The organism is Hymenobacter jeongseonensis (assembly GCF_015694725.1).
Classification (GTDB): domain Bacteria; phylum Bacteroidota; class Bacteroidia; order Cytophagales; family Hymenobacteraceae; genus Hymenobacter; species Hymenobacter jeongseonensis.
The window spans coordinates 1-25,191 of record NZ_JADQDQ010000001.1; the positions used below are offsets into that span (position 1 = coordinate 1).

At 58.6% G+C, this 25,191-nt stretch carries 20 protein-coding genes and 1 pseudogene; 9 read left to right on the plus strand and 12 right to left on the minus strand.

Translation table 11 applies throughout. The annotated features are described in order from the left end of the window. From I2I05_RS21715 to I2I05_RS00035, 8 genes are all read right to left on the minus strand, one after another. A partial coding sequence (locus I2I05_RS21715; protein WP_230688050.1) for a hypothetical protein occupies window positions 1–183 on the minus strand: 183 nt, incomplete at its 3' end. 293 nt (window positions 184–476) lie between these two features. Continuing rightward, the gene (locus I2I05_RS00005; protein ID WP_196280174.1) at window positions 477–1,895 is read right to left on the minus strand and encodes a murein hydrolase activator EnvC family protein; all 1,419 of its coding nucleotides are present in this window, start codon (window positions 1,893–1,895) and stop codon (window positions 477–479) included. A 138-nt stretch (window positions 1,896–2,033) separates the two neighbouring features. Then, entirely contained in the window at window positions 2,034–2,813 is a 780-nt protein-coding gene (locus I2I05_RS00010) for a DUF4292 domain-containing protein (RefSeq protein WP_196280175.1), read from the minus strand. Next, window positions 2,806–4,626, minus strand: coding sequence for a tetratricopeptide repeat protein (locus I2I05_RS00015; RefSeq protein ID WP_196280176.1), 1,821 nt, complete (start codon window positions 4,624–4,626; stop codon window positions 2,806–2,808). Before I2I05_RS00015 ends, I2I05_RS00010 begins: the two co-directional genes overlap by 8 nt. A 113-nt stretch (window positions 4,627–4,739) precedes the next feature. Beyond that, window positions 4,740–5,750 (minus strand): sugar phosphate nucleotidyltransferase, encoded by a 1,011-nt coding sequence (locus I2I05_RS00020; RefSeq protein ID WP_196280177.1) that lies wholly within the window; start codon window positions 5,748–5,750, stop codon window positions 4,740–4,742. 62 nt (window positions 5,751–5,812) lie between these two features. Next, the gene (gene dut / locus I2I05_RS00025; RefSeq protein WP_068190758.1) at window positions 5,813–6,247 is read right to left on the minus strand and encodes a dUTP diphosphatase; all 435 of its coding nucleotides are present in this window, start codon (window positions 6,245–6,247) and stop codon (window positions 5,813–5,815) included. A gap of 59 nt (window positions 6,248–6,306) precedes the next feature. Further along, window positions 6,307–7,815, minus strand: a complete 1,509-nt coding sequence (locus tag I2I05_RS00030) for an oligosaccharide flippase family protein (RefSeq protein WP_196280178.1) — start codon at window positions 7,813–7,815, stop codon at window positions 6,307–6,309. A gap of 99 nt (window positions 7,816–7,914) precedes the next feature. After that, on the minus strand, window positions 7,915–8,706 hold the full coding sequence (locus tag I2I05_RS00035) for an enoyl-CoA hydratase/isomerase family protein (protein WP_196280179.1): 792 nt from the start codon (window positions 8,704–8,706) through the stop codon (window positions 7,915–7,917). Window positions 8,707–8,943: 237 nt separating this feature from the next. Here I2I05_RS00035 and mscL point away from each other — a divergent pair, with 237 nt between their 5' ends. Next, on the plus strand, window positions 8,944–9,372 hold the full coding sequence (gene mscL, locus I2I05_RS00040; protein ID WP_196280180.1) for a large conductance mechanosensitive channel protein MscL: 429 nt from the start codon (window positions 8,944–8,946) through the stop codon (window positions 9,370–9,372). Window positions 9,373–9,611: 239 nt separating this feature from the next. Further along, the gene (locus tag I2I05_RS00045) at window positions 9,612–10,061 is read left to right on the plus strand and encodes a hypothetical protein (protein WP_196280181.1); all 450 of its coding nucleotides are present in this window, start codon (window positions 9,612–9,614) and stop codon (window positions 10,059–10,061) included. Between the two features lie 82 nt (window positions 10,062–10,143). On the opposite strand, the gene infB is transcribed toward I2I05_RS00045, so the two are convergent. The 3 genes and pseudogenes from infB to I2I05_RS00060 form a co-directional block, all read right to left on the minus strand. Further along, window positions 10,144–13,221 (minus strand): translation initiation factor IF-2, encoded by a 3,078-nt coding sequence (gene infB / locus I2I05_RS00050; protein ID WP_196280182.1) that lies wholly within the window; start codon window positions 13,219–13,221, stop codon window positions 10,144–10,146. Between the two features lie 359 nt (window positions 13,222–13,580). Next, window positions 13,581–14,813: pseudogene (gene nusA, locus I2I05_RS00055) on the minus strand (transcription termination factor NusA); the annotation flags it as partial. Between the two features lie 16 nt (window positions 14,814–14,829). Further along, the gene (locus I2I05_RS00060) at window positions 14,830–15,300 is read right to left on the minus strand and encodes a ribosome maturation factor RimP (RefSeq protein WP_230688051.1); all 471 of its coding nucleotides are present in this window, start codon (window positions 15,298–15,300) and stop codon (window positions 14,830–14,832) included. Between the two features lie 292 nt (window positions 15,301–15,592). Between I2I05_RS00060 and I2I05_RS00065 the strand changes: the two genes are divergently transcribed. The 3 genes from I2I05_RS00065 (at window position 15,593) to I2I05_RS00075 (ending at window position 17,855) form a co-directional block, all read left to right on the plus strand. Next, entirely contained in the window at window positions 15,593–16,120 is a 528-nt protein-coding gene (locus I2I05_RS00065; RefSeq protein ID WP_196280183.1) for a DUF2911 domain-containing protein, read from the plus strand. A gap of 83 nt (window positions 16,121–16,203) precedes the next feature. Next, window positions 16,204–17,241: a selenide, water dikinase SelD gene (gene selD, locus I2I05_RS00070; protein WP_196280184.1), complete on the plus strand. Its 1,038-nt coding sequence runs from the start codon at window positions 16,204–16,206 to the stop codon at window positions 17,239–17,241. Between the two features lie 20 nt (window positions 17,242–17,261). Next, window positions 17,262–17,855 carry a hypothetical protein gene (locus tag I2I05_RS00075; RefSeq protein ID WP_196280185.1) on the plus strand — a complete coding sequence of 198 codons (594 nt, stop codon included), beginning with the start codon at window positions 17,262–17,264 and terminating at the stop codon, window positions 17,853–17,855. Between the two features lie 18 nt (window positions 17,856–17,873). Here the strand turns inward: I2I05_RS00075 and I2I05_RS00080 are convergent, their stop codons facing one another. Beyond that, window positions 17,874–19,283, minus strand: coding sequence for a hypothetical protein (locus I2I05_RS00080; protein WP_196280186.1), 1,410 nt, complete (start codon window positions 19,281–19,283; stop codon window positions 17,874–17,876). A 143-nt stretch (window positions 19,284–19,426) separates the two neighbouring features. Between I2I05_RS00080 and I2I05_RS00085 the strand changes: the two genes are divergently transcribed. The 4 genes from I2I05_RS00085 (at window position 19,427) to I2I05_RS00100 (ending at window position 25,190) form a co-directional block, all read left to right on the plus strand. After that, window positions 19,427–19,849 carry a ribosome-binding factor A gene (locus I2I05_RS00085; RefSeq protein WP_196280187.1) on the plus strand — a complete coding sequence of 141 codons (423 nt, stop codon included), beginning with the start codon at window positions 19,427–19,429 and terminating at the stop codon, window positions 19,847–19,849. 95 nt (window positions 19,850–19,944) lie between these two features. Continuing rightward, on the plus strand, window positions 19,945–20,754 hold the full coding sequence (locus I2I05_RS00090; RefSeq protein WP_196280188.1) for a class I SAM-dependent methyltransferase: 810 nt from the start codon (window positions 19,945–19,947) through the stop codon (window positions 20,752–20,754). Between the two features lie 104 nt (window positions 20,755–20,858). After that, window positions 20,859–22,091: an ABC transporter permease gene (locus I2I05_RS00095; RefSeq protein ID WP_196280189.1), complete on the plus strand. Its 1,233-nt coding sequence runs from the start codon at window positions 20,859–20,861 to the stop codon at window positions 22,089–22,091. Window positions 22,092–22,211: 120 nt separating this feature from the next. Then, window positions 22,212–25,190: an SNF2-related protein gene (locus I2I05_RS00100; protein ID WP_196280190.1), complete on the plus strand. Its 2,979-nt coding sequence runs from the start codon at window positions 22,212–22,214 to the stop codon at window positions 25,188–25,190. Window position 25,191: the final 1 nt, after the last annotated feature.

Here is a 25,191-nt window from a genome sequence, read left to right on the forward strand (position 1 = left end):
ACGCTTGTAATGGTTGTGGTTCTCCTTGCGGCGAACCACCCTTACTATTTGTCTTTTCCAAACATTCAAAGAACGTGCGCCCGCCCCAATTAGGCGAACCGTGTGGCCTATCGGCCAGTAATCTTCTCTTCTTCTTTTCCCTTCTTTCGATTTGGGAGTGCAAAGGTAAGAGGAATTTTTCAACTCACAACAAACAGCCAATCTTTTTTTTCGGCAGAGTCAGGACTCATTACGAAAGTTAACTGGCCTAAGGAGAATGGAGAACAACCTTCCTACCTGCCCTTGCTAGTTCGTTCCGTTTAAGATTTTTGCTTCCGATTGAAGCCCTTTCTTATTGGGGGTGCAAAGGTAAGAGGGTTTTCTCAGGGAGCAAGGGGATACCTCAAGAAAACTTCACCCTTTTCACGATTCCCCCCATTACTGCCTCCTAAGATGCTATTCTGCAGTCGAATAAAATGGCATCAATAATTGAAAGGCTATCGGCTACCCAGCCAATTCTGGGGGTTTAGATTAGAGGAATTGTGCCATACCTGAAACTGTACTTCTGAAGTACCTTCACCATCGGTAGCTACTATGCCGATGACTTCTTTGGCGCTTACGCGCTGGCCCTCACGCACATTCACAGACTTAAGCTTGGCATATACTGTGAAGAAGTCGCCGTGCTGAATCATAACGATGGTGTTCATGCCCGCGATATTGGCGATGGTCAGCACTTTACCGTCGAAGCACGATCGGACAGCTTCGCCAGCGCCGGTTTGAATGTCAATGCCGCGATTTTCTACGGTCACATTTTTCAAGACTGGATGCGGATGCCGCCCAAAGCGCTGGCTGATGAAGCCCCGGCTCACGGGCCAAGGCAGCCGACCGCGGTTGCCGGAAAACGATGAAGAGAGCAGCGCGGACTCCGGCGTAAGGGCAATACGCACCGCACGGCGGTCAGCGGCTGCTTCTGCGGCCGTTTCGGGCACATCCGATTCAGGCGCCGCAGTGGCTGAGGCATTATCATTGTCGGAGTCGGAGCGCGTGCTGGCTGAGCTGGCGTTGCCAGCGGGGCGGCGCGCTGCGGCGCTACGCCGGGCTGCGGCCAATTCGGCTTGGCGGCGGGCAGCCAAGCGGGCGGCGCGGGCGGCGCGGGCGATTTCTTCCCGAACTCGCTGGGCAATCAAGTTATCGAGTTGGACGACAGCCCGGCGGCGCTGCTCCAACTCCTGCCGCAAGCCCTGCTCCTGCTGGCTGAGTTGCTGCACCATTTGGTCTTCCTTGGTTTTTAAGGTCAGCAGGTTTTTGTTTTCACTCAGCTGGCTGTTAAGCAAGCTGCTCTTGCGCTGCTGCTGCTTGGTGAGGCCCGTGAGTTGCTGGTGCAATTGCTGCTGGGTGCCCATTATGCGCGCGGCTTGGCGCTGCCGCTCTTCGGTGTACTGCCGAATGTAGCGGAGCCGGAGCGCAAGTTGATTAAAGGAGTCGGACGCAAACAGAAACATCAACCGATTGAAACCATTCGCGGTTTTGGATGCAGTGTATAACAGCCGGGCGTATTCTGCCTTCAGTTCGCGCAGGGTTTTCTGGGTTTGCAGCACCTGCTGGGCAGTTTGCTGCACATTGCTCTCGATGCCCCGCAACTGGGTTGAGATACCTTGTATGACTTGCTTTTTTTCGGTCAGCTTTACTTTAATAACGTTCAATTGGCCCAGGCTGGCTTTTTTCTTTTCCTGGGTTTGATTCAGCTCCTTGCTGGTTTGCTGAATCTGGCGCAGGTTGGCAAGGCGTTCGCGTTCCAACTGGGCTTTGCTTTTGGGAGCGCGACGAGTGGCGGGGCGCGTGGCAGGCCGCCGGGCTTTGGTGGAGCTGGCTTTAGTGGATTGCTTTTTCTCTCGCTGTTGGGCAGTGACGGGCATAGCCAACCAGACGGTTAGCAGACACGGGAGAAACCATGCCCCACAGCCGCGCCAGAACCCAATGTTTCCCAGGTCCTTATTCATCCTTCCAGCCGTCTTTACCTGCTTATTCAAAGTGCGCCATTCAAAAGCTGCTAATTATTTCTGCCGCTTAAAGCCCTTGGGCACGGTAAAAGGAAAGGCTAACCGCTCGCGGCCAGCATTTACTTTAGTAAAGTTAATGGCGGCCGTGACCACGCCCGATGACGGCTGCTGGGCCTGAATGAACGTGGCGTGGGCAAATGGCAACGGGGATTGCTCATCCAAGGGCCGGAAATCGGTATAATCCACGGTCAAATTTCGCTGCAAACTGGCGTCGCTTACTTTTAGCTGCTGTACGCGGCCGGTGCCGCCTTGCAACAGACGCTCGATGATGACATCGGCCAGCGGGTACGTGACGCGCTGGCGGCCGTTCTCTTCCTCGGTTACCTTGGGCGTGGTGCCGTCGGGGGCCGGCAAGTAGTCGCCCAAAAGCAAGGCTTGCATTTGCTCGAACGTAACGGGCACGTTCAGGAGCTTGCTCAAGTAATCATAGCCGCCCGAAAAATACGTTTTCTCCAATCGATTCAGCACTTGGACAGAATCGGGGGTGAGCACGGCCCGCACGCCTTCGATGCCCGCCAGCGATGCTGATACCCAAATGATGCTGTCGCGGCGCATTCGTAGCGCCAAGTTTGCTCCTTGCTGGCCGCCCTTCATCGTCACTTGGGCTTTGCCTTTCGCGCTCAAAAACAGGAAGGAGGTATTTATTGCCCGCACCGATGGCTCGGCTATTGGGGCAGAAGTGCCGGGCCCGGTAGTCGAAGCGGTGGGCACGGCCTTGCGGGCACAACTGCCAACCAATAGCCCCAGGGCCAACAGCAACGTTACTTTATTCATAGAGTTTTCGGTCTTTCAATTTGCGCTCCAGCAGGTTGGAGGCCAAACCGGCCTTGCGGGCCCGCTGCCATTGCGCCACGGCTTCGTCTTGCTGCCCGAGCTGGTAGAGCACATCGCCGTAATGCTCGATTACGGAAGCGTCCTTGGTGGTTTGCAGGGCTTTTTCCAGCGTGGTTTTGGCGCCGGCATAGTCCTTCATCTTATAGAGTACCCAGGCGTAGGTGTCGAGGTAGGTGTCGTTGTCGGGAAATTGCTTTACTACTTTGCCCGACATCTGCTTGGCCTTTTCGAGTTTTTCGCCCCGCAACGATAAGAAGTAGCTGTAATTGTTCAGCACCTGAATGTTGTTGGGGTCGCTCTGCAGCGCGGCTTCGTAGGCCGCATCCGATTTGGCGTACTCCTTCATCTCATGGTAAGCGTCGCCCAATTGGGCATCGAATTGCCCTAGCAGCTCCGGGTTGCTCACCACGAGCTTGCGACCGTATTCCAGCGCTTTCACGCCTCGTTGGGGCTGTTTCTTAAGCAAATTGGCCACGCCATTGTAAAACCACAGCGAGGCTTGGTTGGGAAATAGCTCCAATGCCCGGTCGGTGTGCACCAGCAGCGAATCGGTTTGGTTCAGCTCGGCGTCAATCAACACGACTTGCTGCCAGATTTGGAACTTGGAATTGTCGTAGCGCAGGGCCTTCAAATAGGTATCGCGGGCGTCTTTCTTGCGGTCGGTCAGGGTATGAATATCGCCGGCCACGGCGTACGCCTTGGCCTCCTTGGGATAGGTTTTGATGGTGGCGGCTGCCAAGTCGCGGGCCAACTGGTTTACCGACTCTTTGGGATTGGGGAGTTGCTTGATATAGCCCACCAGAATGCGCACCCGCTCGTCAATGTCCAAGGCCGGGCTGGCGAAAGCCAGCTTTAGCTGCTCGGCGGCCTGGTCGGGCTGGCTTTGCTGGCGGTACACTTCGGCCAGAATCATATGGGCCTGGGGGCTGTCGGGGTCAACGCGCAGGGCTTGCTCGGCCACCCGCATGGCATCAGGCAGGCGGTTGTTGCTGGCATACATCTCAGCCTGAGCCAGCACGTAGCGGGTTTCGTTCGGGTTGGCCCGGATGAGCTTCTCGCCCTCGGCCAGCGCAAGGTCGAGCTTGTTCTGTTTAAGGTAAATCTGCTGCTTTTTGAAAGAAATCTCATCCACTTGCCCAAATTCTTTTTCGGCCAAGTCCAGCGTGGTCAAGGCATCAGGCAACTTGTTCTGGGCCAGGTACAGGTCGGCCAGATTAAACAAATAACTGCCCGAATTCGGCACTTGCTTGATGAGCGCCGCATAGGTTTTGGTGGCCCCTTCGTACTGCTTCTGCCTGACTTGGATATCGGCTAGTAGCAAGTAGTAATAAGCGTTTTGGGCGTCGAGCCGAATGGCCGCATTGGCGTAGTTGGCCGCGTCGCGCAGGTTGCCGCTCAGCAGGTTGGCCTCCGCTATTTTGTAGTTAACGGCCGCATTGTCGGGGTTCAGGGTGTAAGCGCGCAGCAACTGCTCGAGGGCCTTGTTGTAGTCTTCCAACAGCACGTGTTTCACGCCTTCTACAAACAAGGCTTCGGTGTGCTCGCGCTCGCGCTCCGAAAGCGGAGGCGCAACGGCGCGCTTGGCGCGGGCCTCGGCCAGCTTCTTGTCGAGTTCGCGCTGCTCTTTTTCCAGGGCCCGCTGTTCTTTGCGGGTCAGCTTGGCGGGTGGCGTAGGGGCCCCGTTGGTAGGCTGCGCGTAGCCAATGGCCGTGAGCCCCAACCAAAACATCAGACTAAGAACAACTTGACGCATATACAATAAAACCGGACCCTGGGCCCGGCTCACGAAATTACGGGTAATAATGCCCAACGACGCGGCCCTCCGCAGAAGGCCGCGTCGTTGTAACGCATTTACTCCCTAAAATGTCACACGCGCAGTTGGTTATAATCGCCGAGACTCAGGTCGTCGGGCGTGCCGGTGACAGTAGCGAAGTTGCCAATCATGGAATTGGTGATGACGGCGTTGAGCACCGAAGCCGACTGCTGCACAATGGAATTGGACAGGCGCGAGTCGCGCACATTCGCGTGGTCACCCAGCGACACGTGCGGGCCCACCACCGAATCGGTGATGATGGCATTCTCGCCGATATACACCGGGTCGATGATGACTGAGTTGGTGATTTGGGCCGACTCGGCTACCAGCGATTCGCCCCGCTCCTTCAGGTACTCGAGGTAGCGCTGGTTGGTGAACACCGTGGCGTCCTTGTTGCCGCAATCCAGCCACTCGGTCACGCGGCCGGGCACGAACACCGTGCCCTTGTTCTTCATGTTTTCCAGGGCATTGGTGAGTTGGTATTCGCCTTTGTCCTTGATGTCGTTGTCGAGCAGGTACTGCAGTTCGCTGCGCAGGTATTCGCCGTCCTGGAAATAGTAGATGCCGATGATGGCTAGGTCGGAAACAAAGTCCTGGGGCTTCTCCACGAACTCCGTGATTTGCCCCTGCTCGTTTAGCGTTACCACGCCGAAGGGCCGCGGGTCTTCCACTTGTTGTACCCAAATAGTGCCGGGTACGCTTGCGTCCAACGTAAAGTCGGCTTTGAACAGGGTATCGGCAAAAGCCACTACCACCGGGCCGCTCAGCGACTCCTTGGCGCACAGAATGGCGTGGGCCGTGCCCAGCGGCTCATCTTGGTACACGATGGTGCCCTTCGCGCCCACCGATTCGGCAATTTTCACCAAGCTTTTCTCCACCGCGTCGCCGAAACGCCCGATGATGAACGCTACTTCCTCCACTTGGTCGCCGCACACCTTGGCAATGTCCTCCACGAGGCGCTGCACAATGGGCTTGCCCGCGATGGGAATGAGGGGCTTGGGAACGGTGAGGGTGTGGGGGCGCATGCGCTTGCCCATGCCGGCCATCGGGACAATGATTTTCACAGTTAGAGGTATTGAAGTGGAGGATTAAATGTAGAGAAAGCAGCGCAGAATATACCAGGGCACTAGCCCACGCCCGTGCTTCCATACCCGCCCGCGCCGCGTTGGGTTTCGCTGAGCGCCTCAGCCGGCTGCCAGGCGATGGTCTCGTGTTTGGCAACTATCAGCTGGGCAATGCGTTCGCCGTCGTTCACCACAAACGGCTCGTTGGATAAATTCACCAGCAGCACCTTGATTTCGCCGCGGTAGTCGGCATCAATCGTTCCCGGGCTGTTCACCAATCCAATGCCGTGCTTGTACGCCAAGCCACTGCGGGGGCGAATCTGAGCTTCGTAGCCCACCGGTATTTCCAACGACAGTCCCGTTGGAATGAGGGCGCGCTCCAGCGGACCCAGCGTTACAGGTGCTTCCAGATTGGCTCGTAGGTCAAGGCCAGCGGCGTGGGGCGTTTGGTACTCGGGCAGCGGGTGGTGTGAACGGTTGATTACGGGAATTTGCATGGTCGTTTAGCAGGTCAGCCGGGCAAAGATAGGAAACGTGCTATCCTAACAAAATACGATTACACGACTACGGGCTTCACCGCTTTAGGCCGCTCAATAAGCCACAAGGCCATCAGAAATACCACCGTGAGGCCCGCGTGCCAGGCATGGCGGGCCCACCAATCTTCTACCTGCACGCCCCAGCCCAGCGCCACCACCGCCGAAGCGCCCAGTAGCCATAGCCCCAGCCGCCTTACTGGATACGGTACCGGAAAATGGTGCTCGCCCAGCCGCCAGCACAGCACCGCCATGGTGAAGTAGCAAACCAACGTAGCAATGGCGCAACCCAGATAGCCCAGCACCGGAATCAGCAGGAAATTGAGCGCAATGGTGAGCACCGCGCCCCCGGCCCCAATGTAGGTGCCGTAATACGTCTTATCTGTGAGCTTGAACCAGACCGAGAGGTTGTAATACATGCCCAGAAACAGGTTGGCCAGCAGCAGTACTGGCACTACCACCAACCCTTGCAGGTACTCGGGCCGCCGCAGAAACAGCTGCCCGAAATCCTCCACATTCAGGCTGATGCCCACGAAAATCACCACGCAGCACAAGGTAAACCACTTCAACACCATGGCAAACGTGGCGGGCGAGTTCTTCTCGGTGCTTTGGGCAAAGAAAAAAGGCTCGGCCGCGTACCGAAAAGCCTGAATGACCAGCGACATAAAGATGCTCAGTTTGTAGCAAGCACCATAAATACCCACCGCCGTGAGGCTGCTTTGTCCGGGGTAGAAGTTGTCCGGCAGCCACTTGGGCAGTAGAATGCGGTCCAGGGTTTCGTTCACCATACCGGCCAGCCCCATGAGCATGAGCGGGTAGGCATACTTCAACAAGGGCCGCAGCGGTGCCAGGTTCAGGCGAAAGCGGAAGTCCAGCAGCTCGCGCCACAGCAGCAGCAGCGTGAAGCCGCTCGCTACCAGATTGGAAAGAAAAACGTAGCCCACGCCAATGCTGGGGTCGTATACCCGCGCTACCAGCGGCTGCAAAGCCGGCAGCCACTTCCCGCTCATTACGGCCGGGCACAGCACAATAAAAAACAGGTTCAGGACCACATTCAGCACAATGTTGGCCAGTTTGATGGTGGCAAATTTGCGGGCCTTGTTCTCCAGCCGCAGCCGGGCAAATGGAATAGCAGCCAGCGCATCCAGCCCCAGAATCAGCGCCACCCACACGGCGTACCCCTCGTGGCCGGCCGGAATATCGAGCAGGCCCAGCAAGGGCCCCGCCAGCAACACCAACAGCGCCGTGAGCCCCACGCTGCTTACCAGTAGCAGGCTCAGCACCCGGCCGTAAAGCTCGCGCCGGTCTGTGCCCGCTTGGTTAGCGAAGCGGAAAAACGTCGTTTCCATCCCGTAGGTAAACACAACGTTCAAAAATGACACGTAGGCATACAGCGCCGTAACAATGCCATACTCCGCCGCCGCGAAATACGCCGTGTACACTGGCACCAGCAAGTACGTGAGCACGCGGCCCACAATACTGCTCACCCCGTACACGGCCGTCTGCGACGCTAGTTTTTTAGCTACACTCATTCTTTGACAATGAAGAACGAGGACAAACAATGAGGAACAAAGCCCTACCGAAACCGGTAATTCTTCATTCCTCAAGTCTTGGTCCCCAATAACGAAGGCTTACTTACCGGTGAATACGGCGGCGCGCTTCTCTACAAACGCCGTAGTGCCTTCCTTGAAATCGTCGCTTTCGAAAGCCCGCCCGAAAGCCTTTGCTTCCGTCTCGTAGCCGTTGGCATTCTTGGCGTAGTGCGCGTTCACGCATTCGAGCACCATGCCTACGGCCAGAGGCGCTTTGCTCAAAATCTTGCCCAACAGTTGTTGGCAAAACGAGAGCAGTTCGGCCTGCGGCACCACATGGTTTACTAAGCCCAAGCGCAATGCTTCATCGGCTTTTACCAAATCGGCCGTGAGCAGCAACTCAATGGCCTTGCCCTTGCCAATGAGCTGGGGCAGGCGCTGGGTGCCGCCGTAGCCCGGCAGCAGGCCCAGGTTCACCTCGGGCTGGCCGAAACGGGCATTTTCGGAGGCCACGCGCATGTGGCAGGCCATGGCCAGCTCGCACCCCCCGCCCAGTGCAAAGCCATTCACGGCTGCAATCACGGGCTTGGTGCTTTCCTCAATGCGGCAGAAAGCTTCCTGCCCGTGCTCGGCTGCGCGGGCCGCTTGGGCGGGCGTGAGGGCCGCCAGCTCGGCAATGTCGGCGCCGGCCACAAAGGCCTTCTCGCCGCTGCCCGTCACGATGATGCCGCGCACCTGAGGCTCGTCCAGCGCCTGTTGCATGGCCGCGGCAATGTCGGCAATCGTGGCCGCGTTCAGCGCATTCAGCTTACTGGGCCGGTTGATGGTGAGCGTGAGGATGCCGCTGGCGGCGTCCAGTTCATAGAGTAAGTTTTCGTAGGAAGCAGACATGGCGCGGGAAAAAGCCTGAAGGAATTGGTCCGGCCAAAGATAGCACTAAGCCTTTGGGAGGCGGGGCGCGCCCGGCTCCCAAAGGCTGGGCTTGATTGAGGCTAGGCATGGAATCACTGAGCGACTTCTAGCGCAAATTATTCTACTACGCTGGCGGTTTTCGTAAATGGAATATGTATTTATTTCCCTAGATTTCGCAATACACCTTTTTCATCGCTCACTTTTTCTCTTACGCTTATGGGCTTTGTTTCCGAATTCAAAGAGTTTATTTCCAAAGGCAACGTCCTAGACCTGGCTGTCGGCGTCATCATCGGCGCAGCGTTTGGCAAAATTGTCACCTCGCTGACCGACGACATCCTGATGCCCATCCTGAGCATCTTCACCGGAGGCATCGACTTCCAGAATATGTTTGTCACGCTCGATGGCAAGTCCTACGCCACGCTGGAAGACGCCAAGAAAGCCGGTTCGGCAGCCATTGCGTATGGCAATTTTATCAATGCCATCATTTACTTCCTCATCATTGCCTTCGTTATTTTCTGGGTGGTGAAGGTGGCCAACCGCATGAAGAAAGCCCCGGTAGAAGTGGTCGCCGTTCCTCCACCCCCTACCACCGACCAGCAGTTGCTCATGGAAATCCGCGATTCGCTACGCGCCAACCGCGGCTAAGAGGCCCGTTTCGTTCAACGTGAAAAAACCGCTGTCCACCGAGTTGTGAGCAGCGGTTTCGCCGTTTTAAGCTCAAGTATCAATTTTATCAAGGATAGATAAATTGCCGAATCAAAATAAGTTGCGAACTTAGAGGCATCGAATCACTCGGTTGCCATTCTCTTATCGGGGACGTTGAACCACTCATCGCCCCCAACCGTTAGGCAGCAGTTATTCTTCCCACTCCACTTTTTGCTCACATGAAGATTTTTCTTGCTGCCACTCTTCTCAGCGGCTTGAGTTTGGTTGCTATCTCGGGTGCTACTGCCCAAACTACTGGCCCTGCCTTCCCCAGTTCGGGCCAAGGCACCAGCGAAGCCGGCGCGCGCCGCAACAACGGGAACAACGCCGAGGAATTGGCCCGCAACCAGCGCCGCGCCGCCATGACGCCCGACCAAATCAAACAAGACCAGCAGTTGGAACTCCTGCAAGCCCGCACTGGCAACACCAGTTTCGGTCGCAACGGCGCTCCCGACCGTCAGTTCGACTCCAATCGCAGCGGCCAAGGTTTTATGGTGCGTAAATACAAAGCCAAGAAAGGCTTTTCGGAACTCAAGCGCGGCATGAGCCACTCCGTTGGCGGCTCCAACCCTCCGGGCAAACCACTGGTGCACAAGAGCAAAATGAAGAAGAAGTATTTAGTCTTCTAATCCTCTGTAATCAGTTAAGACATAAGAAAGCCCCGACTGCGATGCAGTCGGGGCTTTCTTATGTTCACTCGTCGCGCTGTGTTTACAGCGTGCGCTTGATTTCCTTCTCTTCGAAACCTTCGATATTGTCGCCTTCTTGCAACTCGTTGAAGTTCTTGATGGAGATACCGCATTCGTAGCCTTGGCGAACTTCGTTCACGTCGTCCTTGAAGCGTTTGAGGTCCTGAATTTCGCCGGTGTGCAGCACGATGCCGTTGCGCACCACCCGCACGCGGGTCTTGCGTTGGAACGTGCCTTCCGTCACCATACAGCCGGCAATTGAGCCCACTTTGGTGATGTTGAACACCATCCGTACTTCGGCGTTGGCGGTCACCACTTCCTGCACCGTCGGAGCCAGCATGCCTTCCATGGCATCCTTCACCTCGTTGATGGCGTTGTAAATGATGCTGTACAGACGGATGTCAATCTGCTCCTGCTCGGCCAGTTTGCGGGCACTCTGCGAGGGCCGCACCTGGAAGCCGATGATGATGGCGTCGGAAGCCGAAGCCAGCAGCACGTCGCTTTCGGAGATGGCGCCCACCCCTTTCGAGAGGATGTTCACCTTCACTTCCGGCGTCGAAAGCTTCAGCAGCGAGTCGGAGAGTGCTTCTACCGAACCGTCCACGTCGCCCTTCACCAAGATGTTGAGTTCCTTAAACGAACCGATAGCCAAACGGCGGCCGATTTCGTCCAGCGTGATGTGCTTCTTAGTCCGGATGGTTTGCTCACGGGCCAGTTGCAAGCGCTGGGTAGCCGTTTCGCGGGCTTCGCGCTCCGTTTCCATTACCTGGATGCGGTCACCGGCCTGTGGGGCACCGGTGAGGCCGAGCACCTGCACCGGCGTTGCGGGCGGCGCCGTCTTCATTTTCTTACCCCGGTGGTCAGTCATGGCCTTAACGCGGCCAAAGTGCGGGCCGGCAAGGATGATGTCGCCCACGTTCAGCGTACCGGTTTGTACCAGCACGGTGGTTACGTAGCCACGGCCTTTGTCCAGCGAGGCTTCGATAACGGTGCCGATGGCACCACGGTCGGGGTTGGCTTTCAAGTCGAGCAATTCGGCTTCCAGCAATACCTTTTCCAACAGCTCTTCAATACCAATGCCCGATTTGGCCGAAACCTCCTGGCTCTGGTATTTTCCGCCCCACTCTTCCACCAGAATGTTAATCTGGGAAAGCTCCTCGCGGATTTTCTCGGGGTTGGCCGAAGGCTTGTCAATCTTGTTGAGGGCGATGATAATCGGCACCCCAGCCGCTTGCGCGTGGTTGATGGCTTCTTTCGTCTGTGGCATTACCGAGTCGTCGGCGGCTACCACGATGATGGCAATGTCCGTCACCTTGGCACCGCGGGCACGCATGGCCGTAAAGGCTTCGTGACCAGGTGTGTCAAGAAAAGTAATGGGCTGGCCCGATTTGGTCCGCACCTCGTAAGCACCAATGTGCTGCGTGATGCCACCGGCTTCGCCCTTGGCCACACTCGCATCGCGGATGTAGTCAAGCAGCGACGTCTTGCCGTGGTCGACGTGACCCATGATGGTCACAATTGGAGCACGGTGCACCAAGTCAGCTTCGTCGTCGCCGGCATCAATGCTGATTTCTTCCTCTTCTTTCGATAGGAATTCAACATCGAAACCAAATTCGTCGGCAATTACCGTAATGGCTTCGGCATCAAGGCGCTGGTTGATGGACACAAACATGCCCATGCCCAAGCACACTTTGATTACCTCGTTCACGTTCACGTCCATCAGCGAGGCCAAGTCATGGGCCGAGATGAATTCAGTGAGCTTGAGGGTTTTGGCGTCGAGTTCGTTCTGAGCGCGCAGAGCCTCGCGGTCTTCTGCCAGCATGCTCCGCTTGTCGCGGCGATATTTGGCACGGTTGGCTTGACCGGTGGCTTTGTTGCCGCCGAGTTTGGCCAACGTAGCCTTAATCTGCTCCTGAATCTGCTTTTCAGCCTGCTCAGGGGTCAATGCGGGAGCGTTAGGCTTTGGCGCCGACTGACCGGGGCGCTGACCCGGACCACCGGGGCGCTGGCCAGGACCTCCAGCCGGACGGTTGCCTTGGTAGCCGCCGCCTTGACCGGGACCGCCAGCCGGGCGGTTGCCCTGGTAGCCGGGGCTGGGTGGCGACGTGGTGCTGCCGGGAGGGCCAGGCAGGCGCGTGCGCTTCTTCTGGCCGGGGCCAGCAGGCAAGCCACGCTTGCTTACATCCGACGAAGCAATGGGACGGGGGCCGCGGCCACCCGGACCACGACGGTCGTTGTTAATAGATGACAAGTCGATTTTGCCGAGAACCGTGAGGCCCTTCAGGGTATCCGACTTGGCGACAATCGTGCTTGTATCCTCGGGCGTGCTGCCTTCAACGGGGGCCGCAGGGGCTGTTGCTGCGGGAGCAGCCGGGGCCTGAGCAACCGGCGCCACTGGAGTCGGCGCTGCAGGAGCAGCCGTCGGCGCGGCTATGGGAGCCGCCGGAGCGGCTTCAGCTTTCGCAACAGGCGGTGATACGGGAGCCGCTGGGGCAGGCGCAACCGGGGCCTCTACTTTAGGAGCAGGAGCAACTGGTGCCGGAGCAGCAGCTACCGGTGCAACAGCAGGAGCTGGTGCTGGGGCAGGCGCTACAGGAGCCGGTGCGGCTGCTACTGGCTTGGGAGGCACCACACGCCCTTTGCTATCCAATTCAATTTTACCCAACACCTTCAGGCCCGGTGCGGCTGGCGCAGCGGGAGCTGGTACAGGGGTCGGAGCCGGAGCCGGTGCAGCCGCCACAGGGGCAACTGGCGCTACCGGAGCAGGCGCCGGAGTGGCTGCTACAGGGGCAACAGGCGCGGCCGGCTTGGGAGCCGGCGCAGCAGCCTGCACTGGCCGCGGGGCCGGGGCAGCAGGTTTGGGAGCAGCGTCGAGGTCGCTCTGGCGCTTGGCCTGAATGACTTTCTGCGCTTCTTGCCGGTCGTGGGCAGAGGCTGCGAATTCCTTCTCAAGCGAGGCCACTTGCTCACCAGTGAGCTTCGTGGTCGGCTTGTTCTCTACTTGTATACCTTTCTTGGCCAGGGCTTCGACCACCCTGTCCATTCCAATATTCAGGTCTTTGGCCGCCTGTTGTAGCCGTTTCGGGGTTGCTTCCGCCATTCTATCTGTTACTCGCGTACGATACGCTTCTAAGTGCAAAGGTATTACAATAAATCTTGCCAGCAGGGCGCAAACCGCGCCAACTGGCACGATTTGTTACCCTTGCCGTACCGGCCGCGCGGCCGTCATTGGGCTGGCTCGGCGGGAGAGCTTGCGCCCGCATCCTCAGTCGTTGCTTTGGGTTGTTCGGTCATTTCAGCCACCAAAGGGGTGTGTTCAGGGGTGATTTCGGCTTCTGAAGCGTGCGTAACGGCTGCTTCTTCGTCCTTGCTATCGGCTTTCGCCTCGGCGGTGCTGTCTCCGGCAACGCGTTTTTTAGCGGCCTCCAAAGAGGTTTCGTCGAGTTCTTCGTCGTCGGCAAATTCCTGGCGAATAATGCGATAAACATCGTCCACCATTTCTTCTTCCAACTCCGTGCGGCGCACAATGTCGTCTTTCTTGACGGCTAGTACGGCGCGGCCGGTGTCCAGGCCAATTTTCTTCAACTCCGCCAGTACCCAAGGTTCGATTTCGTCCTGGAATTCGTCCAGCGAAATATCCTCTTCGTAGTCAATGGCTTCGCGGAATACGTCGATTTCCATGCCCACCAACCGGCTCGCCAGCTTAATGTTGGCACCGCCGCGGCCGATGGCCAAGCTCACTTGGTCGGGTTTCATGAAAACCGAAACCCGGCCACTTTCTTGGTTTATCTTCATAGAACCCACTTTGGCCGGCGATAGTGCCCGCGCAATGTAGAGTTCCAGATTGTCGGTGTAATTGATGATGTCGATGTTCTCGTTTTCGAGTTCGCGCACCACCGGATGGATGCGGCTGCCCTTCATACCGACGCAAGCGCCCACGGGGTCAATTCGCTCGTCGTAGCTTTCTACGGCTACTTTGGCGCGCTCACCGGGCTCGCGCACCACGTTCTTGATAACGATGAGGCCGTCGTAAATCTCGGGCACTTCCAACTCGAACAAACGCTCGAGGAAAGCTGGCGCGGCGCGGGACAGGATGATTTTCGGCGTGCCGTTAATCACCTCCACGCGGTGCACCACGGCGCGCACGGTGTCGCCTTTGCGGAACCGGTCTTTGGGGATTTGCTCGCCCTTGGGCATCACCAGTTCGTTGTCGTCTTTGTCCATGATGAGGGCCTCGCGGCTCCACACCTGATAGACTTCGCCGGTCACTATTTCGCCCACCTGGTCCTTGTACTTCTGGTAGAGGTTGTCGCGCTCGAGGTCCTTCACGCGCTGAATCAGCGTTTGGCGCGCCATGAGCACGGCCCGACGGCCAAAATCTTCCAGCTTCACGGCTTCGGCCACCGATTCGCCTACTTCGAAATCGGGCTCGATTTTCTGGGCATCGGTGAGCGTAATCTTGTCGTGGTCCCAGATGTCCTCGGAGTTGTCATCCACGATTTCGCGGTTGCGCCAAATTTCCAAGTCCCCGTTATCGGGGTTAATGATAACGTCGAAGTTTTCGTCCTGGTCGTACTTCTTGCGAATCATCGTGCGGAACACGTCGTCCAGGATGCTCATCATCGTGGGCCGGTCGATGTTCTTGCTCCGGGCAAATTCGCTGAAGGACTCGATTAATTCGTGGCTGTTCATAGAGGCAGAACGGGATTTATTTGAAGGAGATAACAACCTTGGCTTCCTGGATATCCGCGAAAGGATAGAAGGCGGCGGGCAGGGTGGTTTTCTTGGTTTTTTGTTTGATAACTTCTTCGATTTCTACGCCTTCCGGGGTCGAAGCGGTGAGGACGCCGGTTTTCTCGGTGCCATCGTTGAGCTTCAGGGCCAGCGAACGGCCGATGTGGCGGGTGTACTGGCGCGGGTCGGTGAGGGGCTGGTCGGCGCCGGGGCTGGTGACTTCCAGGGAGTAGGCCGAATCCTCGCCGTAGTGCTCGTCGATGCGGCGCGCCAGGCGGCGGCTGATGGTAGCGCACGCCTGAATTGCCAGGCCGGTGGGCCCGTCAAGGGTGACGGTCACCTTCGGCATCACCGAATCGGATACGGTGAGGCCCACGATGAACAGCTCCTCGTCGCCAATGGCGTCTTGGAGCATTTCCAGCAGTAGGGTACGGTCGAAATGCATAAATCTTGAAACAAGCGGGCAAAAAAAGAGGGGACTGCGCGTCCCCTCTTTGCTAAAGCGAATACCAACTTCGGGTGCAAAGATACGACAATGGGCGGCGGAATGCAACACAGGCCCGCTTGAGGGGGCCCTCCCGCTCCTGCTGGCCTGCGCAAGCAACCACAGCGGTAGCTACAGGAAGCAACTCCTGTCCTAAATTACTGACTTTAAAACCACAAGCCCGCCCGCTGGGTTTCACGGCGCAGACCGCAAACACGGTTGGTATTTCCCACTCACTTTAAACCGGAATCACATGAAAACCCTTCACCTCCTTCGTCACCTTGCTTTTGGCCTGGCCACGGTGCTTACTACTAGTGCTGCTTATGCCCAAACCGAGACGCCGAAAGCCAAGCCCAGCCCCGCAGCCACCGCCACGGGCAAAATAGGCGCGGCCGACGTGACCGTGAAATACAGCAGCCCCGCTGTAAAGGGTCGCACCATTTTCGGGGGCCTCGAGCCGTACGGCAAAGTATGGCGCGCCGGTGCCAATGAGGCCACCACCGTGGAATTCAGCAAGCCGGTGACGGTGGAAGGCAAGCCGCTGCCCGCGGGCAAATACAGCTTCTTCGTGATTCCCACCGAGAAAGACTGGACGGTCATTTTCAATAAAACGCCGGAGCAGTGGGGCGCTTTTAAGTACGACGAGAAGCAGGACGCGCTGCGGGCCACGGTAACGCCCCGCATAACGACGGCCCTGACCGAGCGGCTGGCCTACGAGGTGACGCCCAAGGCGCTGGTGCTGCGCTGGGCAAACGTGGAACTGCCCGTAGCCATTAAGTAACGCTCATTCACCCCAACAAAGTAAGCGGGCGGCCCAGGCGGGCCGCCCGCTTACTTTTGTGGCCTTCTCTTGTTTTTGAATCCATGGAATACAAACTCACCCAGTACAGCCACGGCGCCGGCTGCGGCTGCAAAATTGCGCCGGCGGTGCTCGACCAGATGCTGCATACCAGCATTGCTCAGCCTTATGATGAGAAGCTCTTAGTGGGCAATTCCAGCCGCGACGACGCGGCCGTGTACGACATCGGCGGCGGCGAAGCGGTGATTTCGACCACGGACTTTTTCATGCCCATCGTGGACGACGCGTACGATTTCGGCCGCATTGCCTCGGCCAATGCCATTTCGGACGTGTACGCCATGGGCGGGCGGCCGCTGCTGGCCATTGCCGTGCTGGGCTGGCCCGTGGATAAGCTGCCGCCTGAAGTAGCCCGCCGCGTACTGGAAGGCGCCCGCAGCATCTGTGCCGAAGCCGGGATTCCGCTGGCCGGCGGGCACAGCATCGACTCGCCCGAGCCCATTTTTGGCTTGGCCGTGACGGGCATGGTGAACATCGTGGACCTGAAGCAAAACGATACAGCCACGGCTGGCTCGGAGCTGTTTTTGACCAAGCCGCTCGGCGTGGGCATTCTGACTACGGCGCAGAAAAAGGGGATTCTACGGGATGAGGATGCGGCCATTGCCCCGGCTCAAATGATGCAGCTCAATAAGATTGGCGCGGATTTGAGCAAGCTGGATGCCGTGACGGCGCTGACCGACGTGACGGGCTTTGGCTTACTGGGGCACCTCTCCGAAGTATGCGAAGGCAGCGGCCTGACAGCCGAAATCGAGTTCTCGAAAGTGCCGCGGATTGCAGCGGCCGAGCCGTATGTGAAGCAGGGCAGCGTGCCCGGCGGCACGGGCCGCAACTGGGCCAGCTATGGCCACAAGGTGGGCCCCATCAGCGATGAGCAACGGACGTGGCTGTGCGACCCTCAAACCTCGGGTGGTTTGCTGGTGTGCGTGGCACCTCAGGGCCGTGAGGCGGTGCTGGACGTATTTGCCAAGCACGGGCTGGCACTGGAAAGCTTTGGGCGCCTGCGCGCGCACCAGGAAGGCGAGGCGTGGGTTCAGGTCGGCGCGTAGCCAGGGTTGAGCCTTTACTTATGAAGTCTTCTTTTCTGCGGCCGCTACTGGAAGTGGCGGTGGTACTGCTTGTGGTTTTGGGGGCCGCGCGCTGGGTGACGGGGCTATTTTCTAAGCGAACCTATGTCCATCGCATTACGGCTGCGCGGCAGTTACGCCTGCTGTTTTGGCCATTGCTAGCCTTCGGCGCGGGCCTGAGTGTGCTGCCGGCTACGGCGCTGGGCGGCTCCCACACCACGGCATATGAATGGCTGCTGGCCTGCGGTTTTTTTCTGTTTACGCTGGTGCTGAGCGGGCCGGCGCTGCTGCTGTTTCTGCGCTATTGGGCGTTGAACCACGCCACCGTCTTGGTTTTCAACCCTGCGGATAACCAATTCGAAGTGTACGAGGCCGGCCAACGCATTGCATTTGAGCGCCGCGACCTTGCCCGTGTGGAACGCGTGACGTGTAGTGCGCGCCGCACCTTCTGGGCCAAGTACGACTACCTGACCCTACACCTCGCCGACGGCCGCAGCCTCGTGCTTACCTCGCTGCTAACTGATTTGGAGCCCCTGACGGTTTTCTTGCGAAACCTGCCGACCGACCGACCGACCAAGACGTGGTGTTGGGTCTGATTTTCAGCGCTATTTCCCCTAGCGCCGACGGTAGAGACCGGGAGTGCCCGTGGGTTCGTAGGAAGCAAATATGCTGGGCAACAACTGCTTGAGGCGCGGCACAATGGAAACCTGGTCGAGCAGGTAAGCGGGGGGAGTAGGGCCGATGCGTTGGCTTATCCGCACTGCGGCCGCATATTCGCTCAGATGGCCGAAATCAACCTGCGAGAGGGCCCAGTCCAGGTAGGGCGTGGCGGGGCGGTTGTGGAAATAGGCGCGGTCGTCCTGGCCGAGGATGAGCAAGGTTTGGTTGCGTAGGGAGGCGTAGCGCGGGTCGGGCTGCAGGCCAAAGCGACTTTCGGCGGGCATGTGGAGCAAGGCTTCTAGGCGCGGCACATGCGCCCGATAACGCAGCACCACCGCCGCGTTGAGAATGAGCAGCAGCCCCAGCTCCAGCAGCCAGTTGTGCTGGTAGCGCTGCCACAAAAACAAGCTGAAATACGCCAGCGGCGGCAGCAGCAGCACCAGCACACCCGGTGCCGCGCCCTGCTCCACGGCCGCGGTGGCAACGCCTATTGCCAGCCACACGAGCATCATTTGCCGGAATTTCACTTGGAAAACCAACCCCAGCGAAGTGCCCAACGACCGCAGCAGGCCCAGCAACAGCACGATACCCGGCACCACCAATAGGCGCAGCTGCAAGCCAGCGGGCAGACCACTGGCAATCAAATCGGTAAGCCCCGGCTGCAAGTGAAACTGCACAAAGCCCGGCATTGCCCCGAAGTAAAAGAAAAAAGTAGCCAGCAGGGCATACGGGAAGAAAAACCCGCACAGCAGCAGCAAGGAGCTGCGGAAAGAATTGGCTGCAAAGATGACCACGGCAAACAGCCCGACTATCACGAACAAACTCAGCGGCAGGTAGCACAGTGCCGCCACGCCAATCAGAAAACCGGCCCGGAACAGGCGGCGGTTATCATACCCTTCGCGCGAGGTGGGCAGCAGGGCGCTCAGGGCAAATACGATGAAGGTGTGCCCCAGCAAAAGGGGCGAGAGCGTATCCAAATCGGTGCTCACGCTGCCGATTAGCAAGTACGTCAGGGCCGCTACGTAGCCGCGCTCGGGGTGCACATCGTAGCGGTTGAACACCAGGTTTAGGCGCAGGGCCTGCACCAGCAGCAACGCCAGCGCAAACACCCGGTAGAGCCACACCGGCCGCGACACCACGGCGTCGAGCACGGCAAAGGTGGCGGCGGCCAGCGGCGCGGTGCCATCGAAGAGGTCACGGTACGGCATGGCGCCGCCATGCAGCCGCTCGCCCACCAGCAGCGCCCGCAGCTCGGCCGCCGTCACGGGCAGGCCCAGCCAAAGCAGTGGCAGCCGCAGGGCCAGCACCAGCAGCAGCAGGGCCAGCAGCTGCGCAGGAAGAGAGCTTTTGAAAAAGCGAAGCAAGTTTGGAGGGTTCTGGGGGCGGGTATCCGGTTTCGGGTTGTAAAGATTGAACGCAGTCGTACATATCAGTTCACCCGGCGCGGGCCACACCCGAAACAAGGCACAGGAAACCCGCAACAAGAAACTTACCTTTGCATCTTATTATGGAAAGCAAACGACAACAAAAAATGGCCAGCCTGCTCCAGCAGGAGCTGGCCCAGGTGCTGCAGCGCGACTTACCGCACCTCTTCGGCGGCGGCCTGGCGCCCGGCATCAGCTTGGTGCGCGTGACGCCCGACCTGGGCCAGGCCCGCGTGTACCTGAGCCTGCTCCTGGGCTCCGATGCCAACGACCGTCTCGAAATCATTCGCGAAAACGCCAAGGCCATCCGCCAGGCGCTGGCCAAGCGCATCCGCCAAACGGCCCGCGTGGTGCCCGAGCTCATCTTCTTTCATGACGACAGCGCGGCCTACGCCGCCCACATGGACCAAGTACTCGGCACGCTCGACATTCCGCCCGCGCCCAAAGACGACGCTTCCGACGAGGACGAAAAGCCCACCCGGCCGCGCTTGTTTAAGGGTGAATGAGCGGGTAGGTGAAAGAGCGAATGACTGCGCTGCGGTCTTGTGCTCCTTCATCCGCTCGGCCATTCACTCATTCACCCATTCGCTCCTTCACCGCATTGTATTACGACCCGATTAAGAAGACGCTCGGCCAGGTTTTTAACCGCACGCCGTGGCTGCGCCGACTGTTTTATCATTTGCTGGATTTGCTCCTGCTGCGCACCTGGCACGTGCACCGCGAGCTGCGCCAATGGGCCAAAGGCCGGACCCAGGAACCGCTCAACATTCTCGACGCGGGCTCGGGCTACGGGCAGTACACGTACTGGCTGAGCGGGCTGAGCGCCAAGTGGAACATCCTGGCCGTGGACGTGAAAGACGACCAGGTGGCCGACTCCAACCAGTTTTTTCGGCAGATTGGCCGCCGCAACGTACAGTTTGCGGTGCAAGATTTAGTGCTTTACCAGGAGCCCAACTCGTTTGATTTGGCCTTGTCCGTGGACGTGATGGAGCACATTCTGGAAGACGTGGAGGTGTTCCGCAACATCCACGCTTCGCTGAAAAACGGCGGCATGCTGCTCATTTCCACGCCCAGCGACCAAGGCGGTTCCGACGTGCACGACGACGGCGAAACCAGCTTCATCGAAGAGCACGTGCGCGACGGCTACAACATCCGCGAAATTCAGCAGAAGCTCAGCACGGCCGGTTTTGAGCGCATCGAAGCCCGCTACGCCTACGGCGAGCCGGGCCAGATTTCCTGGCGCCTGAGCATGAAATACCCCATCCTGATGCTGGGCAAATCGCGCCTGTTTTTTCTGGTCCTGCCGTTCTACTATCTCATCACGTTCCCGTTCTGCTTACTACTGAACTGGCTCGATGCCCGCACCGTTCACGACTCGGGCACGGGACTCATTGTGAAGGCCTGGAAGTAAAATATCGGGCCTGGCTGAAGTCAACAGTGATGCATGCGGTAGCTTTACCCAGAATTACTTTCCTGCTAAACCGGGCCCTCGCGTACCCTATCCAAACTTTTTAGGTGAACGTTCCCTTCCTCATTGCCCAGCGCTACTTTCGTTCCAAGAACAAGCGCAACATCATCACCATCATCTCGAACATTTCGATGATTGGGGTGGCGGTGGGCACGGCTGCGCTTATCATTGTGCTGTCGGTGTTCAACGGGCTGGAGGACTTGGTGCGCACGCTCTACGGCAAGTCGGACCCGAACCTGGTCATTTCCGCTGCCAAGGGCAAGGCGTTTGACGTGGACCGCACCTTCCTGATGAAGTTGGAAAGGATGCCCGGCGTGGCCTTGGTCACCGAAGTTATCGAGGACAACGCCCTGCTGCAATACCACGACCGCCAGATGGTGGTGAAGATGCGCGGCCTGAGCGACAATTACTTCGGCCAAAGCCAGATTGACGCCAATATCAAAGAAGGCGACCACCGCCTGCGCCGCGACAGCCTGGAAGTTGCTTTGGTGGGCGCCGGCGTGCAGCACGAGCTCAGCATTACGCTCAACAACCGTTTGGCGCCTATGCGCCTGCTGTACCCGCGCAACACGCCAGGCAAAAAAACGCTTAGCATGAACCCCGAAAATGCGTTCAACGAGCAAAACCTGATTGCCGGCGGCGTCTTCCTCATCGAGCAGCACATCGACGACAGCTACATTTTCGTGCCCATCAGCTTCGCCCAGCGCCTGCTGGGCTACAGCACTCGCCGCACGGCACTATACGTGAAAGTGGGCGCCAGCTTCGAGATAGAACAGGTAAAGGCCCAGCTGCGCCAGCAACTCGGGCCGGGTTTCAAGGTGCAGGATTCGGACGAGCAGCACGTGAGCCTGTTCAAGGCCATTAAGGTGGAGAAATTGTTCGTTTTCATCACCTTCACCCTCATTTTGCTCATTGCCTCGCTCAATATTTTCTTTTCCTTGTCGATGCTGGTGATTGACAAAAAGAAAGACATTTCCGTGCTCATGGCCATGGGCGCGACGCAGAAAACGGTGCGGCACACATTCCTGCTAGTGGGCGCCATTGTGGCGCTGGTGGGGGCGACGGTGGGCCTGGTTTTTGGCGTGACGCTGTGCTGGCTGCAGCAGCACTTTGGCTTCGTGAGCATGGGCATGGCCACGAGTGTGGTGGATGCATACCCGGTAAAAATGCAGCTTTCGGACCTAATTTTTACCTGCGCGTCCATCATCTTCATCACCTTAGCAGTAAGCATTCGGCCAGCGCTGAATGCGAGCAGGTTGGGCCTGCGTGAGAATTTATAATTTCCCGTGCATCCCTTGGCGCCCGCAGCCGTAAGGGCCTAACCTTCCTTCTCCGCTGCAAAGCTCCACCGTGCCCGTTTCCGCTTTCAGCCCTACCTTGCGCTTCACGCGTGTCCGGCTATGAAAGTATCTACCTCAGAACCGTTTCAGATTGTTTACTCGCTCTTCGAGCACGAGTTCCTCGGCCACTTGTTCGCGGCCTACGTGGTGCAGCTGGGTCCGCGCGACCAATTAACGCTGCTGCACCAAACGGTTTCGGGCAAAAACGTGCACGAATTCGCGGAAGGCCTCGACCAAACCGACTTCGAGTTGGTGGAACTGTGCGACCAGATTCAGCAGGAAGCAGTGGTCAAAGAATTCTGGCCCCGCAAGATTGCCACGGCCGAATTTTTCCTGAAAACCTACAACGCCGAGAAAGGCGATAAACCGCTGCAGGAAGTGATTGCCCGGCACGTGCAGACGCGTATGGCCGCGCTGCTGGCGCGGCTGGCGGGCAAGCGCGTGTTCATCATGGGCCGCGACGGCGAGCCGACGTGGAAGGAAATCGGCTTGGCGCCGGCCAAGGCGTCCATCCTCTTCCACTTCCGCCGCAACGAGGAAGGCACGCACTACTTCCCCACCATTCAGTACCAGAACCAGCGCCTCGACTTTCAGTACAAGGATGCGCTGCTGGTGTGCCTGCAGCCGGCCTGGCTGCTCCTGGGCGACTTGCTCTACTCTTTCCGCACCGAAGTAGACGGGCGCAAGCTGCTGCCGTTTCTGAAGAAAAAATTCATTGTGGTGCCCCGGCAGGTGGAGGAAAGCTATTTTCAGAAGTTTGTGGCGCCGCTCATGGAATCGTTTGAGGTGCACGCCCGCGGGTTCGACATTCGGTCGGAGCGCTACGTGGCACGGCCGCGGCTCACCTTCAGCGATGCCCTGCCGGCGGCGCCCGCTCCCGAAGCGCCCGTGCGCCCGCCCGGACCGCCGCGTCGGGGCCGCATTCCACTGCCCAAGCCCGTGGCGCCGGTGCTCACGGGCAGCGAAGCCGAGCAAATCCATTTCGAGCTGAGTTTCCGCTACGGCCCGCACCTCATGCCGCTGGGCACGGATAAACCCGTAAGCGTGCGGCTGGAAAAAACGGCCGACAGCTACGTGTTTCACCGATTGCTCCGCAACCCGGAGCAGGAGCAAGCCACGGTGGCCGAACTAAATGAACGCCTGCTCATTGTAGAAAACGGCCACGCCACCCTGCCCAAGGGCGAAGCCTTTAAGTGGCTGCACGACAACACGCCCGTGCTCATGGAACTGGGCTACACCGTGGAAGCGGCCTCGACGGCCACCAAGAGCTACTTCATTGGCCCCACCAGTGTGCACGTGGGCATTCAGGAAGCCGGCGACTGGTTTGATGTGCGCGGCACGGTGCGTTTTGGCGACATCGAGGTGCCGTTTATCCGGCTGCGCGGGCACATTCTGCAGCGGCGGCGCGAGTTTAAACTGCCCAACGGCCAGATTGCCATCATCCCCGAAGAGTGGTTTACGGACTATTTGGAGCTGTTTGCCTTTGGCGAAGAGACGGAGGAAGGCCTCAACCTGCGCCGCCACCACCTGGCCCTGGTAGCCGATTTGCAGAGCAACGAGCTGGCCACGGTGCGCATGGGCCGCAAGCTGGCCAAGCTGCGCGACTTTGCCGAGGTAGAAGACCATCCGCTACCCACCGGCTTTTTGGGTGAGTTGCGGCCCTACCAAAAAGCCGGGTACAACTGGCTGCGCTTCGTGCAAGACTACCATTTCGGGGGCTGCCTGGCCGATGACATGGGCTTGGGCAAAACCATTCAGACGCTGGCCATGCTGCAGCAGCGCTGCGAAAGCGGCGACGCGCAGGGCGCCGCGTCGCTGCTGGTGTTGCCAACTTCGCTGGTTTTCAACTGGCTGAACGAGGCGCAGAAGTTCACTCCCGACCTCCGGATTCTGGCTTACACCGGCACCTACCGCGACAAAAACCCCGACCGGTTTGCCGATTACGACGTCGTGCTGACCAGCTACGGCATCGTGCGCCTGGACACCGAAATGCTGGCCAGCTACAAGTTCGACTACGTAATTCTGGACGAATCGCAGGCCATCAAAAACCCGTCGTCGACCACGTCGCAGGCCGTGCGGCAGCTGCGCTCCAAGCACCGGCTCATTCTCACGGGCACGCCCGTGGAAAACAGCACCATGGACCTGTGGTCGCAGATGTCGTTCATCAACCCCGGCCTGCTGGGAACCCAGGCTTTTTTTCGCAAGGAATTCCTCAAGCCCATCGAGAAACATCAGGACGAAGGCCGCACGCGGCGCCTGCACGCCCTCATCAAACCCTTCATCCTACGCCGGCACAAGGCCCAAGTAGCCAAAGAATTGCCCGACAAAACCGAGCAGCTCAGCTACTGCCCCATGACCGAGGAGCAAGCCCACGCCTACGAGGAAACCAAAAGCTTTTACCGCAACAAAATCCTGCGCAACCTCGATGAGAACGGGCCGGCCAGCACCCAGTTTTTGCTGCTGCAAGGCCTGACTCGCCTGCGCCAGATTGCCAACCACCCACGCTTGGCCGACGAGACGTACACCCACGACTCGGGCAAGCTGCGCGAGGTGCTGCGCATGATTCGCAACGTGGTAGCGGAAGGGCACAAAGTTCTGGTTTTTAGTCAGTTTGTGCAGCACCTGTCCTTGGTGCGCGCGGGCTTGGATGAGCGCCAGATGCCGTATGCTTACCTGGACGGAGCCACCCGGGACCGGCCCGCCGAAGTGGCCCGCTTTCAGGACAACGAGGACCTTAAAATTTTCCTCATCAGTCTGAAAGCCGGTGGCGTGGGCCTCAACCTCACTGCGGCCGACTACGTCTTCATCCTCGACCCGTGGTGGAACCCGGCCGTGGAAGCCCAAGCCGTAGACCGCGCCCACCGCATTGGGCAGCAACGGCCGGTTTTCACCTACAAATTCATCACCCAGGGCACGGTAGAGGAAAAAATCCTGGCCTTGCAGCGCCGCAAGCTGGCCTTGGTGAGCGAGTTGATTGCAACCGACGAGGCAGTAATCAAGCACCTCACCCGGGCAGATATTGAGGAGTTACTGGGTTAAT